This window comes from Dorea sp. (genome assembly GCF_977044405.1).
In genome coordinates this window covers 1-16653 of the sequence record NZ_CDRRQK010000008.1, presented here as the reverse complement: position 1 = coordinate 16653, position 16653 = coordinate 1, and the positions used below count along the sequence as shown (strand labels likewise).

The 16653-nt window shown below is 41.2% G+C and carries 14 protein-coding genes; 2 read left to right on the top strand and 12 right to left on the bottom strand.

Features of this window, described 5'->3' with window-relative positions:
- Nucleotides 1-26: 26 nt before the first annotated feature.
- From ACWJAF_RS05290 to ACWJAF_RS05280, 3 genes are all read right to left on the bottom strand, one after another.
- Nucleotides 27-782: an HAD family hydrolase gene (locus ACWJAF_RS05290; protein ID WP_448862667.1), complete on the bottom strand. Its 756-nt coding sequence runs from the start codon at nucleotides 780-782 to the stop codon at nucleotides 27-29.
- A 2-nt stretch (nucleotides 783-784) separates the two neighbouring features.
- Entirely contained in the window at nucleotides 785-946 is a 162-nt protein-coding gene (locus ACWJAF_RS05285; protein WP_296032030.1) for a hypothetical protein, read from the bottom strand.
- Nucleotides 947-1163: 217 nt separating this feature from the next.
- Nucleotides 1164-2111: a LysR family transcriptional regulator gene (locus ACWJAF_RS05280; protein WP_448862666.1), complete on the bottom strand. Its 948-nt coding sequence runs from the start codon at nucleotides 2109-2111 to the stop codon at nucleotides 1164-1166.
- Between the two features lie 324 nt (nucleotides 2112-2435).
- Here ACWJAF_RS05280 and ACWJAF_RS05275 point away from each other — a divergent pair, with 324 nt between their 5' ends.
- Entirely contained in the window at nucleotides 2436-3653 is a 1218-nt protein-coding gene (locus ACWJAF_RS05275; protein WP_448862664.1) for an aminotransferase class I/II-fold pyridoxal phosphate-dependent enzyme, read from the top strand.
- Nucleotides 3654-3759: 106 nt separating this feature from the next.
- Here the strand turns inward: ACWJAF_RS05275 and ACWJAF_RS05270 are convergent, their stop codons facing one another.
- The 9 genes from ACWJAF_RS05270 to pepT all read right to left on the bottom strand — a co-directional run bounded on the left by ACWJAF_RS05270 (nucleotide 3760) and on the right by pepT (nucleotide 15556).
- Nucleotides 3760-4608, bottom strand: a complete 849-nt coding sequence (locus ACWJAF_RS05270; RefSeq protein WP_448862662.1) for a YitT family protein — start codon at nucleotides 4606-4608, stop codon at nucleotides 3760-3762.
- Between the two features lie 152 nt (nucleotides 4609-4760).
- Nucleotides 4761-6110 carry a peptide MFS transporter gene (locus tag ACWJAF_RS05265; RefSeq protein ID WP_448862660.1) on the bottom strand — a complete coding sequence of 450 codons (1350 nt, stop codon included), beginning with the start codon at nucleotides 6108-6110 and terminating at the stop codon, nucleotides 4761-4763.
- Nucleotides 6111-6202: 92 nt separating this feature from the next.
- Entirely contained in the window at nucleotides 6203-7603 is a 1401-nt protein-coding gene (locus ACWJAF_RS05260; RefSeq protein WP_448862658.1) for an aminopeptidase, read from the bottom strand.
- A gap of 163 nt (nucleotides 7604-7766) precedes the next feature.
- Nucleotides 7767-8633, bottom strand: coding sequence for a LysR family transcriptional regulator (locus tag ACWJAF_RS05255; protein WP_448862656.1), 867 nt, complete (start codon nucleotides 8631-8633; stop codon nucleotides 7767-7769).
- Nucleotides 8634-8677: 44 nt separating this feature from the next.
- Complete coding sequence (locus ACWJAF_RS05250) at nucleotides 8678-10066, bottom strand: peptide MFS transporter (protein WP_448862655.1); 1389 nt, start codon at nucleotides 10064-10066, stop codon at nucleotides 8678-8680.
- A 341-nt stretch (nucleotides 10067-10407) separates the two neighbouring features.
- On the bottom strand, nucleotides 10408-11100 hold the full coding sequence (locus ACWJAF_RS05245) for a GntR family transcriptional regulator (RefSeq protein WP_448862653.1): 693 nt from the start codon (nucleotides 11098-11100) through the stop codon (nucleotides 10408-10410).
- Nucleotides 11101-11302: 202 nt separating this feature from the next.
- Nucleotides 11303-12622: a M18 family aminopeptidase gene (locus ACWJAF_RS05240; RefSeq protein ID WP_448862651.1), complete on the bottom strand. Its 1320-nt coding sequence runs from the start codon at nucleotides 12620-12622 to the stop codon at nucleotides 11303-11305.
- Nucleotides 12623-12693: 71 nt separating this feature from the next.
- Nucleotides 12694-14127, bottom strand: a complete 1434-nt coding sequence (locus ACWJAF_RS05235; RefSeq protein WP_448862775.1) for an APC family permease — start codon at nucleotides 14125-14127, stop codon at nucleotides 12694-12696.
- A gap of 211 nt (nucleotides 14128-14338) precedes the next feature.
- A complete protein-coding gene (pepT, locus tag ACWJAF_RS05230; RefSeq protein ID WP_448862649.1) occupies nucleotides 14339-15556 on the bottom strand; it encodes a peptidase T in 1218 nt (405 codons plus the stop codon).
- Between the two features lie 277 nt (nucleotides 15557-15833).
- On the opposite strand from pepT, the gene yfcE reads away from it, so the two are divergent.
- Nucleotides 15834-16367, top strand: coding sequence for a phosphodiesterase (yfcE, locus tag ACWJAF_RS05225; protein ID WP_296094949.1), 534 nt, complete (start codon nucleotides 15834-15836; stop codon nucleotides 16365-16367).
- Nucleotides 16368-16653: the final 286 nt, after the last annotated feature.

Genomic DNA, 16653 nt, shown 5'->3' with positions numbered 1-16653 from the left:
TTTTGCTTGCTCTAATTGTTTCATTTTTATCTAGCTTGAAAGCCGCCAGGGACAGGAAAAAATCCACTTTTCCCGTCCCCTATTACATCTGCCAACGAATCACAGACCCGATACGTAAGCTTCCGTATCTCCTCCGTCGGCTGCACAAGATCCGGTACCATGATTACCTGCATGCCTGCCTGATGTGCCGACAGGATTCCTCCCGGAGCGTCTTCAAACGCCATACAATCTGCCGGCGGTATTCCAAGACTTTCACACGCCTTCTGATAGATCTCCGGATCCGGCTTCGCTTTCTTAACCATATCTCCACAGATCACATTGTCAAAATACGAATCTATCCCGGCCCGGATCAGATTCCCCATGGCATACTCTCTGCTGGAAGATGTCGCTACCGCCATCTTATATCCTTGTTCTTTTCCATATGCCAACAGTTCTTTTGCACCTCTTTTCAGCGGAAGGCCTTCTTTATCCACAATTTTCCAGAAGTTATCCCGTGTCAGTTCTCCAAATTCTTCAAATGGGAAATCTTCCCGGATATGTTTTCTGAAATATTCATTCCGACCCGCACGGTTCATTCCAAGTGTATGATAGATGACATCTCCCATATGCAGGATTCCCAGTTCATCACCTGCGATTTCCCATGAACGCTGTACAATACGCTCGGAATCGAACAACAGACCATCCATATCAAATACAAAAGCCTTTATGCCTGCCGCCTTCTTACATATACTTGAATTGCTGCTCTCTGTCTTATCATTACTTTTGTCTTTTTCAACAGCCATACTTAAAACTCAATTCCCCTGCCAAGCGCATCTTTCAGATAATCGGCAACTTCTTCCAGCTTATGTACGGCCTCCATCTTTTCTTCAAATTCATCTCCGATGGATTCTTTGTTGATCAACGCCCGCTGAATTTTCTTTACATCTTTGATTAAATCCTCTGTCATAATAAAAACCTCCCTTTTGGTGTCTTCATCAGGAATTTGTCTGTAAGTATTCTTTTCCCGATATTGTTATTTGTATTATACCATATATCTTTTAATAAAATCTGACATTATATTACATTTTGATTAATTTTTCGAAGAATTCATTTAGTTTGCATATCTCTGCAGTTGGGGACGGGGTTTTTTTAAAAAAACCCCGTCCCCTTCTTGTCCCTTTCTTTTATTGTTCCTGGCGCTGATCAAACAGACGAATGAATTCTTCCATCACCCGTGTCTTATGCTTATGTGTCTTATAATAGAAAAACACTTTCCGCTTCGCCTCTTCTCCATCTAATTTATAATACACAAGATTCTCAAAGGTCGGAAGCTGGCTTACCAGAATGTCACTGATAAATGTTGCCCCAAGCTGCGTGGATGATGCCATATATGCCGTAGACTGCTGGTTAAATTCCAGCACGATATTAGGCTTAAATCCCGCATCCCGGCACAGCCGGTCTCCTCTGGTTCTTGTATCATTGCCCTGTGTCAGCATAATAAATGGAAGCTCTGCAAATCTTTCTAACGGAACTGCCGGATATTTCTGATTCAGGTACTTTTTGTTCTTTATATTTTCATAGGAAAGCTGATAATCTTTCAGTTCATCATTAACAGAAAAATGCTTCGGAACTGCAAGTAATATATTTTCTTCACAATAAGATTCTTTGTTGTAAAGGATACTGTCGTAATGATAATTATCGATTACAAAATCCAATGAATTATTACCAAGCATTTCTTCCAGCTCTGCTGTATTTCCTTCGATCAACTGGATATGTACATCCGGGAACTTCTGATTAAACTGTGTGATCAGCGAAGGGACTACATAGGCCGCAAACAGTGTACTTGCCCCGACTGCAAGGCTTCCTGTTTTTAATCCTGACAGATCATTGATATAATTTTCCACTCTTTGTTCGATCTGCGCGATCTCTTCTGCTGCCTTGATATAGACTTCCCCTACTTCTGTAAGCTGCAGCGGCGTTGTACTTCTGTCAAACAATGGTTCTCCTATGTATTCCTCAATCTTCTTGATTCTTGCACTCAGCGACGGCTGACTGATGTATAGATTCTGCGCCGCTTTTGTAAAGCTTTTTTCTTTGTATACTTCGTATACGTATTTTTTCCATGTAAACATATTCTCTCAAAAACCTCTCTTAATTCTGTTACATTTTCCCATATATCTGTAAACTTTCCTGTTTATATCTGTGTCTTGAATAATCTTCTATTCCCAACATTTTCCCACATATCTGTAAACTTTCCTGTAATATCCGTAATCTATTTTCAAATATTCCAGAGAAACCTATGAACTATAGCTGTGTATCTATAATCATTATAATACTATAGATATTGGATTATCTATCCCCACAGGCGTATCATAATATCAACAAATAAATTATTCTAATATGAATTTTGGGGTTTGTTGGAATAAAATATACTATACAAAGCGGGGAATAACATTATGAAACCAATATTACGTGCCGAACGCATGAAACCAGTACACTCTGATATCCGTGGTCCTTTATACGTTGAAGCCATGAAACGCCAGAAACAGGGCATCGATATCTTAAAATTAAATACCGGAAATCCTGCAACCTTTGGATTTGGACTACCAGACAGCATCAGAAATGCTCTTATGGAACATATGCAGGACGGCGTAGGCTACTGTGATTTTAAAGGAATGCCTCAGGCCAGACAGGCTATCTGCGATTACGAGACCAGTAAAGGGATCAAGGGCATCACACCGGATGATGTATTTATCGGCAACGGTGTCAGCGAAGTTGTATCTTTCGCATTGACACCTTTATTAAATGACGGAGATGAAGTCCTGGTACCTTCTCCAAGTTACTCTCTCTGGGGTAATTCCGTGTATCTCGAAGACGGAAAACCTGTCTTTTACACCTGTGATGAGAAAGCAGGCTGGTATCCGGACATTCAGGATATCCGTTCTAAAATTACAGATAAAACAAAAGCTATCGTTATCATCAATCCGAATAACCCAACTGGTGTACTCTATCCAAAAGAAATCCTTCTTGAGATCATCCAGGTTGCAAGAGAATTTGGTCTTCTCATCTTCTCGGATGAAATTTATGACCGTCTCGTTATGGATGGTAAGCAGCACATCTCTCTTGCTTCGCTGACAGAGGATGTTCCGGTCATTACTTTAAATGGTCTGTCCAAGTCGCACTGTTTGTGCGGATACCGTTGCGGATGGATGGTCATCAGCGGACCAAGAGAGCTGACTGAAGATTACAGACAGGGAATCATCCAGTTGACTTCACTCCGTCTGTGTGCCAATACCATGGCTCAGATCGTCATTCCGGCCGCTCTTGATGATATGGAGACACCTGCTTCTATGGTCCGCTCTGGTGGAAGGATCTATGAACAACGTGAAGCAACTGTTCGCGAACTTGAGAAAATTGATGGTCTGTCATTTGTAAAGAATGACGGTGCATTCTATATCTTCCCGAAACTGGATGTGAAGAAATTTAACATTACCAACGATAAACAATTTGCTCACGATCTGCTGGACGCAACCAATATCCTGCTTGTTCCCGGCAGTGGATTCGACTGGAAAGATCCGGATCATTTCCGTATCGTCATGCTTCCGCAGGCAGATGTCTTAAGTGATGCGATTCGCCGGATGGGAACCTTCCTTGACGGATATAAGCAGAAATAATATTGACCTTATCCAACCTTAAATAGTACATAGATAAAATACGTTCCCGGTGAAAATCCAATCTCTCTTTTTTCGTTAAATTTCCAAGCGTCCGGGAACGTATTTTTTATCTGCTTTTTACAGTATTCCAGGCTCCAAATACTTCATTTACAGTACTGACTGTTACAAATGCATGTTCATCTGCTTCGTGGATAAAAGATAGTAATTTTCCATATTCATTCTTTTCCAATATTGTCACAACTTCTACGTGCTCTGCATGATCCAATCCGCCATACGCCGGATAAATCGTCGCTCCTCTGCGTAATTCCTTTACAATATAGTTCTGGATCTTTTCATGTTGTTTTGAAAGGATACATACTTTCTTACGCACACGGAATCCATCACAGAACCGGTCTAATACCTGGCCGTAGATCAACGTACCGACAAGACTTATTACCATTGTCTCCCGGTCATATACAAAGATCGCCGTCATAGATATAAGCACACCTATGATCGTAATGCTCTGTCCTATTTTGAATCCCAGATACTTATTGATCAGCTTCGCAACAATATCAATTCCCCCGCTGGATGCATTCATGTTAAATAAAACGGCCTGTCCGGCACCAACCACGATCATAAAGCATACCAGATCGATCACGATATTCCCGGACAAGGATTCCACATGCGGAGTCAGTATTTCAAAAATTCTCAGATACATCGGAAGCATAAGTGATGCAAGAACAGTCTTCACACCGAATTCCCTGCCAATAAAAATATACCCGATGACCAACAGTATCATATTCAAGGCAAAGGTAATTGCCGATACCGGTAACGGAATGATCTTTACCAGAACAAGAACCAGCCCTGACAGACTTCCAAGCACCAGATTATTTGGCATCATTTCATAATATACAGCTGCCGACATTAAGAACATGCCGCCCAGCATCATAATAAATTCTTTTTTTGTTATCTTCATTTTATTCTTCCTTAATTCAATATTTCTGCACAAAGATGTACTCCTCTTTTTTGTAGAAAGAGGAGTACATCTTTTTCTGAAGGGTGTCTATGCCAAAATCTGTTTCAGGCATATCTATACAATTATCATTGGTTTTATTCCGCACCCGGCGCTTAGTCCACCAGTGCCGATAATTTCTTGTCCAGTGCTATCATGATGAATGCTGCCACGAATGATACAACTGCAACTCCGATACATGCTGTTTTGAATTCAAGATTTCCGCCAAACAGCAGTCCATATACCGGGCCATAACTCTTTGCTGCGATAAATGTCGCAAATCCCCATACCGACATCATAACAGCCAGATAACGGCTTGGTGAATATTTACTGATAAATGAATGTCCCAGTGGTGAGAAGAACATCTCTCCCATTGTCAGAAGGAATGCGAATACGATCAACCATAACACGCTTGCCTTTTCCCCACCACGCAAGATATCAATTGCTGCGTAGAAGAGATATCCGACACCGATGATCGCGATTCCAAGTCCGGTCTTTCTGAACAGACTCATATCCCCCTGCGGTCTTGCCGCCAGTTTCTTCCATAATGCTGCTGTTACAGGTCCCAGGATAACACAGAACAGTGAGTTGGCTGCATCAAACCATGTAGACGGAACCTGATAGCCTGCCACTACCCAGTCCATATTCTCCGCCCAGTAGAAATATACCGGCATATATCCCAGATACCAGAAGATCCAGAATACGATAGAGAATAACGAAGCTACAAAGATTGCACCGATACGTTTCTTCTCGATCGTTGTAAGCGGCTGCTTTGTTCCTGTCTCTTCTTTTTTCTTTGCCTCTGCTGCTTTTTCCTCTTCTGTCAGAGTCTTCTTGAATGGAAGCTTTCCAAGATCACCTAAGAATCTCCAGCACACAAAGATATACCAGAGTCCTCCGAGAACCATCATCAATGCTGCCATCTTAAAGCATGGTGCAAATCCAAGCACACCATCTTTTGCAAATACATCCTTATACAGAATTCCCACCAGGAATGTTCCGATGAATGCACCCACATTTACCAGTGTATAACGCATCGAAAATGCCGGATCCATCTGTGATTTGTCCGTGATAACACGTCCGATGATCGCACCATTTTTAAATAATGCAAGTCCCAGACTTACCAGGAAGATCATCGCATATACTCCGACGGAACTCTTTGCGATTCCTCCGGTAAAATATCCTGCCGCAGCAATAAACATACCAACCGGTGTTGTATATCTCGCACCGATATACTTATCTACGATCACTGCCCCAAACAGTGGAAGCAGATAAGAAAATGCAGTCAGGTTTGACTGCATGTTGGCAGCCACTGTATCCGAAAGTCCGAGTCCTCCGGTTGCAACCGAAGCAGTTACAAAAATCAAAATCAGCGAACGTCCCAGATAATATGCCAGACGTTCAAAAATCTCTGTACATGCACATACCCAGAACGCTACCGGGAAGCCTTTCTTTTTTGTCTCCATATTCTTTTCCCCACTTTTTTCTAAATTCAGTCTTTACTTTTTATGTACTTTTATTTTCTCTTCCTTATTTCGTACATATATCCTTGTCTGTCTTATTTCATGTCTTTCAGGAACGCCTTATATCCTCTGTAAGCTTCATAGATATCAGCCTTGCTTGTCACCTCATACGGCGCATGCATAGAAAGTACAGCTACACCGCTGTCAATAACATTCATACCATAATTTGCCATAATATAAGCGATGGTTCCGCCGCCCCCAAGATCGACTCTTCCCATCTCTGCTGTCTGGAATCCGACTCCATTATTGTCTAATACCTGACGTACTTTTGCGATATATTCTGCATTGGCATCGTTACTGTTATTCTTTCCGCGGCTTCCTGTAAATTTATTAAATACCAGACCTCTTCCAAAGTATGCCGTATTCTTTTTCTCAAATGCATCTGCATACAATGGATCAAATGCTGCACTTACATCAGAAGAAAGCATATAAGAATTTCTCAGAGCTCTTCTGACTTTTAATGGATTGCCATCTTCGGTAAGTGCCATCAGTTCTGCCACATAATCTTCAAAAAATCTGGAATGCATACCTGTTGCCCCAACGCTTCCGATCTCTTCTTTATCTACCAGAATACAACAGCTTGTTCTTTCCGGATTCTCTGTTTCCAGCATTGCAAATAATGAAGTAAAGGCACAGACTCTGTCATCCTGTCCATATCCGATCACCATACTTCTGTCCAGTCCGCAGTCTCTTGCCTTTCCTGCCGGAACGATCTCCAGTTCTGCTGAGAGAAAATCTTCCTCTTCCATATCAAGATTCTCTTTCAGGAACTGTACTACGGCTGCCTTTACCAGCTCTTTTTCTTCTTTCTCTAACTCATCATTGCCTGTAAGCGGCTTTGTTGCCACGAGGATATCCAATCCTTCTCCTTCGACTACCACGCCCGCCTTCTTCTCAATCTGCTGCTGTGACAGATGGATCAGAAGATCTGAAATCACAAGTACCGGATCATCTTCCTTTTCTCCAATAATAATGTCCTGCACTGTTCCGTCTTTTTTTGCAATCGTTCCATGGATCGCAAGCGGAATTGTAACCCACTGATATTTCTTGATCCCACCATAGTAATGCGTATCCAGATATGCCATATCACTGTCTTCATATAATGGATTCTGCTTTACATCTATTCTTGGTGAATCAATGTGTGCTCCAAGGATATTCATACCTTCTTCTAACGGTTTCTTACCGAGCTGGAACATTACAAACGCTTTCCCCATACAGTCTGCATATACCTTATCCCCGGCTTTTAAAGTGGTTCCCTCGGAAATACAATCTTCCAGATTCTTATATCCCCATGTATCTGCCATCTTCTTTCCAAGCTTTACACATTCACGCTCTGTCTTTCCGATATCCAGACACTCTTTATAGCGGACACTCAGCTCTTCTAATTCTTTCTGCTGAATTTCTGTGTATTCTTTCCACATATTTTTCCGTTGCATCTTTTCTCTCCTCCTTTGTATCTCACAGTCTTTCTATAAAAATTGTATCTCCGTTCATACAATATAGCCAACGAAAAAAACAGATGCTTTATAAGTAAAACTTATGGTCTATTCGATGCACAAAAAATTACCGGCCGTTTTCACAGCCGATAATTTTTTCTTATTATTTCACTACATTCTGAAGTTCTTCCAGAATCTGTCTTACTTTCTTTCTGTTTCTTTTCTTTCTGTAGAATGCTTTGATCACACATTCCCTGTCATATCCCGGAAGCAGAAGCATATCCCCGTCGCAGAAAGAGAAATACTCGCTGTCTGCCAATGCATATCCGTCATTAAATTCCACCTTTAATTTCATGGTGTCTACATTATCAACAAATGTAATTCCCTGTGTGAACAGCTGCGGATTCTTCTTTTCTCCATTCATCACACTGCACAGATATGACTTTGTTCCATATCTAGTATAATTCTCCAGATCCTTCACCCTGAATTCTGCCTGTTTTTTTATCGATGATTCCGGTCCGATATAGGCTCCGATCCGGCTGTGAATCAACGGCTTTTCTCCTATTTCATCTGACTGTTCCAGTTCATTTAGTCCATATCCAATATAAATATCCAGTGTATTTTCCCGGAGCATTCTGCTTCCTATATAAGAATCCAGCTTACTGAAGCGGAATTCCTCTTCGGAATGCATTGCATCAATCATCTCTTGCATCTTTGCCCAGAATAACTTATTAATGGAACTGTCAATCCCGATACGTACAACGCTGCTTTCTTTATAGCTTTCTATCTCATGCAGCATCCGTTCGTGTGTCTGCACCATCTCTCTGGCATACTCATAGACAATCTCTCCTAATTCCGTCAGGCAGATCTCTCCATTGCCTCTCTCCAACAGCATACCTCCCGCCATCTTTTCCAGAGACGCGATCTGCTGGCTCACTGCCGTCTGCGTCACATAATTTCTCGCTCCGGCTTTTGTGAAACTCTTTAGTTCCACTACATCTAAAAAATATTTATATTTCCAAAGACTCATTTTGCTTACTTCCTTCCAGTAACTGCTTCAGATGATATATTTTTCTATTCTTCTTCGCCCTCTACCAGACTGTTCAACTTCTTATTGGTTGCAAATAACACTGCTGTAAAGATCAGCATGATTGCAAAGATTCCTACAAATACCGGGAATACATCAAACTTCTCGATAAATGCCTGTACAAATGGGCTGAGTTTATTTGCTCCAAATGTTGAGATTGCGATAACCCCCATTAAAAGTGACAGGTATTTCTTTGGCGCATACTTACTTACGAATGCATTACGAAGTGGTGAAAAGCACATCTCACCGATAGTAATAACCGTCGAGAATAATACCGGCCAGAGTACACTTGCTTTTACCGAAGCGTCTGCTCCAACTCCACGTAGCATTTCACATAATGCCATCACACCGAATGCCAGTCCGACGAACAGGAAGCCCAGTCCAACTTTCTTGAACATATTCATATCTCCCTGTGGACGTGCAGCAAGTTTCTTCCAGATAGCTGCCATAACTCCACCAAGTGCTACGCACAGAAGACCATTCCATGTCGTCGTGATCCATGACGGTGCGATTGCAAATGATCCAAGATTCATGTTGATGTAATCTGTCATGTAGATTACAAGTGCCAGATCCTGCTGATAATAGAACAGCCAGAAGATTACGGATAATGCAGATACCAGGATGATTGCGAGCACACGATTTCTCTCCAGTTTTGTAAGAGGCTCTTTTGCTCCGCTCTTATCATCACCTTTGTGTGTTTCTCCGATAACTTTACCATTTTCGTCTGTCAGATATTTGAATGGCTTAATACCCTGTCCCTGTAAGTTCTTCCAGTTCAGTACAAACCACACCATACCGACCAGACACCAGATTGCAGCTACAAAGAAGCACTGTCTGAATCCTAATACCTCACCTTTCTTGAAAGCATGCAGATACAGGAAACCTGTCAGAAGTGATCCAATGAACGCTCCAACATTTACATAAGAATACTGGATAGAAAATGCTGCATCCAGCAGTTCTTTATTCTTATACTGACGTCCGATCAATGCATTTAAGTTACCTTTGAAAAGACCGGTTCCAATTGATACCAGGATGATCATTGCATTCACCATGCCAGGATTCGTTGCTTTCCATCCTACCAGATATCCAAGTGCCATGATAATATAACCTAACGTTACGGCATATCTTGCTCCCAGCCACCGGTCAGAGATAATTCCTCCGATCAAAGGTGCCATATACGTATAAGCTGTCAGGTTCGCTGCCATAACTGCTGCATCTGTTCTCTCGATTCCGAGTCCGCCCTGTGTTGCTGCTGTGATCAGGAATAATAACAGCAGTGGTTTTGCCCCGTAAAAAGCCAGTCGCTCAAATGTAAATGTGATACAGCAGGCGTAAAAACCTTTCGGGTGCTTTTCTTTTGTTGCTTCTTTTCCCATTATTTACTTCCTTTCTTTCTATGTCGTCTGTCGACAATCGTCAATGCTTGTATGTAATATATCATGTTTTTGTATATTTTTCAATGTATTATTTATATTTCCGTGTTCTTTTTGTTATTTATGCACAAATTCTATTGTTTACAGCTTTAAAGCGTCATATTTCCTTTCAATATCTGGTGATACTTCAAATTTCCCGTATATTTATCTTATATTTTTATACAACAAAAAAAGAGAAATACCCGCTGCCACACGTTTATTTCTCTTTTTCTTTATCTTCATTACATATGATTTTTAAATTCGTTTTGAAATTTTTTTCAGACGCATTCCGGTCTGCTTTTCTTCTATGATACCAGAAAATCCAGTGAAAATTTCGTATCTTTTTCTGTCTTTCCCTGCTCTTTTAGAAGTCTTCGTATTGTCCGCATATAGTGATCCGATAATGCCCGGCAGATATCATCCTTTTTTCTGCTTTTGCATGCATTCAGCACTTCCTTATGAATCGGATACTGTCTTTCTATAACTGCTTCTTTATCAGATGTCAGGTTGTATCCGGTAACAATATTGCCATAATTCAGGCTCTTCCAGGCTTTGTATAAAGTCTGCATTTCGGTCATCTTAATCAGATGACTGTGAAATTCATTGTCATATGAAAACAACTGATCATAATGGTCTTCATCCACATTTTTCATCTTCTCCAGAACTATTTCCATCTGATCTATTGTCTCTTGCGGAATATTTCCCTGCAAAAGTCTGACTGCCATAATTTCATAATTGGCACGCATCAGGTAGATTTCAAAAGATTCTTCCAGTGATATCTCTTTTACTGAACAGCCTGCATTTCTTACGTATTCGACCAGGCCTTCATTCTCAAGTTGTCTTAACGCTTCTCTGATTGGCGCACGACTTGTCTTGAATTCCTTAGCCAGTTCCTGCTCTACTATCTTCTTTCCCGGCTCAAACTCCCTGCGGATGATCCGTTTTCTGATAATGTCTACAATATTTTCCCGTAATGTTCTATATCCTAATTCTGCCATAATATTAATCCTGTTCCGTCCATTTTATTGCTTTTTCAGCTTTGAAGCTGTGTATAAATGATGACTCCTTATACCTTACACAACACCGTTTTTATTATAACAGTAGAAATTATTTCTTGTCTATATACCATCATTCATTTCTTCTATAAAATATTACGATATATAAAGCGCCGAAACATCCTGTATTTCAGCGCTTTAACTCCTAATCTTCTAACATATAATTTCCATCTGAAGCAGTTGTAATATGTGATCCATAAAATGTCTTTACAGCTTTTATCATATATTCCGTATCCTTCACACCCGCTGTCTCATAAGCTGAATGCATTGCAAGCTGCGGAAGTCCGATATCCACAGTATTCATAGACACCTGTGCCATTGCAATATTTCCAAGTGTGCTTCCACCAGCTTCGTCCGAGCGGTTCGCAAAGAACTGTACCGGAACACCTGCTTTTTCACAGATCATCTTAAATACTGCAACACTCACTGCATCGCTTGTATATTTCTGACCTGCGTGGGATTTTACCACGATTCCGTCATTCATATATACACAGTTTGTTGCATCCGTCTTCTGCTTATAGTTCGGATGTACCGCATGCGCATTGTCACAGCTTAACATAAAGCTGCCGGCAACCGCACGGTAATATTCTTCTTCCGTATTTCCAAGCGCCTTATTCGCTCTCCAGAGAACATCGTATAAGAATGTAGAAGCAGCTCCCTGTTTTGTACCTGAACCAACCTCTTCATTATCAAAACATGCATATACATTAATATTCTTATCATTTTCTGCTTCAAGGAATCCCTTCAGCGATGTAAATGCACACTGCAGGTCATCCAGTCTCGGGCATCCGATAAATTCTCTGTCACTTCCCCATCTTACTGCTTCCATGCGGTTATATAAGAACAGATCCATACCGTAAATATCTGTCGTTTCTACTCCAAGTTCTTTTGCAACTAAGGATTTTACCTCTCCTGGTTCTTTGACACTTCCTGACATTACCGGCAACATATCTACCTGTTTATTAATGGCTCTTCCCTCATTGACCTTACGGTCCATGTGAATCGCAAGGCTTGGAATCATCAGCAAATCCCTGTTGATCTTCACAAGCTTTGTCTCAATTCTGTCCCCATTTTTTACCATAACTCTTCCGGCAAGCGACAGTGGCCTGTCAAACCATGTAGAACAGATCATTCCACCATAGCCTTCTGTATTCAGAACAGTATACTTTTTCGCGATCTCTATCTCTGCATTTTCCTTTAACTTAAATGCCGGTGAATCACTGTGGGATGCTGTTACATGAAAGCTATAGTTTTCCAGATCTTTTCCCGCTTTTAATGCTATGATACTGGAATTATTTCTCGTAACATAATATTTTTCCCCCGGTTCCAGATTCCATATCTCCGATTCTTTTAATTCCTGGAATCCCTCTTTCTTTAAGAGCATTTTAATCTCGTCTATTGCATGAAATGCTGTCGGCGCATGCTCTATAAATGTTGTAAGTTCTGATATGATATTTGTCTCCATAACGTTCCTCTTTGTCTTTTATTTGATCCGTTTTTCTATATTCAGACTCTATCGGCTGTTCTTCCACGCCTTTACTTTGCCTGATTCTTTCGTTCTCTTTCTGCAAGCTTTGGCATAATAAGTCCGAGTGCAGTCAGCACAACCGGTGTAATTACATTTAATGCAAATGTAAACGGATCTTTATTGTACATACCCATGATACAGCAGATTGCAGTCACGAACAAGCACCATCCACCAAAGAAATATGCAACCTTCTGGTTTTTCACAAACCGGTATTCGGCCGGTATCCTGTCATATGCTTTTCTAAGTCCCAGATAAGCTACGAATACCCAGATATAACGCATCGGCATACATACGGAATTCAGTCTTGTAAGCTGCTGTAATACAGCTGTTGCTCCCGGCATGAATGTCTGGATCAGAATGATTGCTCCTGCAAGAACGACTACCATCAGGATTCCGTTATAATATGCCCCGTATTTGTTCTTCTTACGAAGACCAGATGGGATAAATTCTTTTGTCTTTTCATTATCCAGTAACATTCTAAGCGGTGCGTCGATACTTAAGATCAGAATCGAAAACTGTCCGATCAGGTTGCACAGCGCATAGATAACAAGGAATGTATCTCCCAGATGATAATACTGTCCAAGCTTCTGGAATGCCCAGTAAGCTCCATTTGCCGCATATGCATTGAAGGATTCTTCGCTTGCATTGATCACTGCCGGATCGAACATTCTTCCCATTGCAACCGTTCCAAGCATGGCACATACCAGAACCATACCTGCCATTGCAATAATTCCTTTTGGAAATCCTTTGCTTGGATTCTCTACTTTATTAACATATGGAGATATTTTCTCACATCCACCTACTGCAAATACCAGTATCGAAAGTGATGTAAAATATCCGAGGTTAAAGTTCGGAATCAGATTCTTCAGGCTGAAATCAATCGATACATAATCTGCCGCCGGATTGACCGCTGGTGCTGCCAGCATCATAATGATATAAAGGATAGACATTACGAACATACTGGTTCCCGCAAGTGACAATAATTTCTTAAGAGGATTCATTCCCCTGCTTGCAATGAAACATCCAATCAGGAATACTGCCAATGTCGCAAGCTGTACACCTTTGATTGGAAGGGTATCATAGGTCTCTGCGTTACGGAATATTGCCCAGCTCAATGCTTTTAAGCTTCCGCTTCCCTTACTCGCAATATAAGTAATGTGACAAGCCCAGTACGTCCATCCTGCATAATAAGCAACCTTCGGACTAATGGTCTCATATACCCAGGAGTTCACGCCACTTCCACTGTTCTTAAATGCCGATCCAAGTTCCCCAACCATCAATGAATACGGTATAAAATACAGCAAAAACATCAGAAACCAGCTTAAGATTACCTGGATACCATTAAAATAGATAAATCCATTGACTACATTTCCAAAGCTCCACACTGTTGAAAACGCCATAAAGGCAAGTGCTGACCATTTTATCTTCTTATTATCAGACATATTCTCTCTACCTTTTCCCTTCTGCCTGCATGTTCCTGTTCCTGGAGCATGTCTGATAAAGCATTTTTCAGACACACTCTGGCAGTTCATACAGGCCTTTCTGGTGATTTATTCCGGTTATATATATTCTATTGTTCTAATTGTTTCTTAATATGATGCCCTGATTGCTCTTCGGCAATGCTGCTCCTGCAATCCTTCAACTTTTAATATATTATTTTGTAAATTTCCCAATAATATCTTTTACCATGATAACTGCTTTATCCATACCTTCTACCGTAATGTGTTCATACACTCCATGGAATGCATAACCGCCGGTTCCAAGATTCGGACAAGGAAGTCCTTTAAAGCTCAGTCTTGCGCCGTCTGTTCCGCCGCGGATCGGTGCTACATCCGGTACAATTCCAGCCGCTTCTGCTGCTTCTTTTGCATATTCAATCAGCTGCATGCATGGTTCAATCTTCTCACGCATGTTGTAATAAGATTCTGCAATCTCAACTTCAACTGTTCCTTCTCCATATTTTTCATTCAGCGTTTTTGCAATCTCATGCATTTTCTGAGCTCTTTCATGGAACTTGTCTGTGTCAAAATCACGGATAAAATATTTCATCTTTGTTTCTGTGACATTGCCATTAAAACTTACCAGATGATAGAAGCCTTCATACCCTTCGGTTGTCTCTGGTCTTTCTGATACAGGAAGCATCTGATGGAATTCTGTTCCGATTGTCTGTGAATTTACCAGTACGTCTTTGGCGGTTCCTGTATGCACGCTGACACCATGAATCGTGATAAATGCCGTGGATGCATTAAAATTCTCATACTGTATCTCTCCTTCTGCACTTCCATCCAGCGTATATCCGTAATCCGCCCCGAAGCCTTCCACGTCAAAATGTTTCGCTCCTCTTGCAATCTCTTCATCCGGTGTAAATCCGATGCAGAGCTTTCCATGTGGAAGTCCTTCTTTTATAATCTCTTCTACAACTGTCAATACTTCTGCAATTCCCGCTTTATCATCCGCACCGAGAAGTGTCGTTCCGTCTGTTGTAATCAATGTCCGTCCTTTTAAATCTGCCAGATATGGAAATTCTTCTACTTTTATCGTCTTTCCACTCGTTCCAAGCACTACGTCTTTTCCATCATAATTCTCAATGATCTGTGGATGGATGTTATCTCCTGGTGCATCCGGTGCAGTATCCATATGTGCGATCAGTCCAAGAGCCGGCACATTCTCGCATCCGGCAGTTGCCGGAACCGTTCCATACACATATCCTTTCTCATCAACCCTGGCATCCTGGATTCCAATCTCTTTCATCTCATCTACCAGGATCTTTGCCAGCACAAGTTCACGTTCTGCTGACGGCACCGTTTCACTCGTCTCATCACTGGTGGTCCATACAGACACGTATTTTAAAAATCTTTCGTAAGCCTTCATCTTACTTCCTCGCTTTCTCTTCTTATGTCCTTTCCCAAATCTGCCACAAAAGTAAATGTGGAAAGATTCACGAAATACATTTATTCATATTCTTATTGTAAATCATTCTTTTTCAAATGTATATTGGCGAATGTCGACAATATAATGTTCTTAATTTTGTTATATTTTTTCTTTGATTTGTGTTAAAATTCTTCTAGAGTATTTTTCAGAGATGCTTTGAAGTGTAACTGAAAATACGCTTAGATACTGTAAAATTTTTAAAGTGAGGTATATACATATGAAATTAATGATTGCATCCGATATTCACGGTTCTGCTTATTACTGCCGTAAAATGCTCGACGCTTATAAGCGTGAAGGAGCTGACCGTCTGCTTCTCCTTGGAGACATTCTTTACCATGGTCCACGCAATGACCTTCCAAAGGATTATGCTCCAAAGGAAGTCATCGCTATGCTGAATCCTATGAAGGAAGAACTTCTCTGTGTCCGTGGTAACTGCGATACAGAAGTGGACCAGATGGTTCTCGAATTCCCGATTCTTGCTGACTACTGCTTCCTTGAAATCGACGGACGCACCATCTTCGCTTCCCACGGCCACCATCACAATCCGAAGAATCCGCCAATGCTCAAAAAAGGCGACATTCTTCTGAATGGACATACGCATATTCCGGCAAATGAGGATATGGGAGACTTTATCTATATGAATCCGGGATCTGTGTCTATTCCTAAGGAAGGATCTGCGCATGGATATATGATTTTGGAAAATGGGGAGTTTGTCTGGAAGGATCTTGAAGGAAATGTAGTTGCTGTTTAATACATTAATTTGGGTTGGATTCCCGGTCCTTGCGTATGCCTTGGTATAAGATCTGGTCCGCGACTGGCAGGCGATAATTAATCTATTAAATGGAGGGCGTAACTGAGGATGCTTACCCCGGTAGTTCTTTTTATGATACTCCCGGGGTAAGCACTCACGGTTACGCCCTCCAACTATTTCATACACTACCGCCTGCCAATCACGACATGAGAAAGCGCTGGTATCCTGTTTGCAGCGTTTTTTGGCGCGATGTGTAGAAGTTCTTAGGCAGTTTGACTTTCCGTTA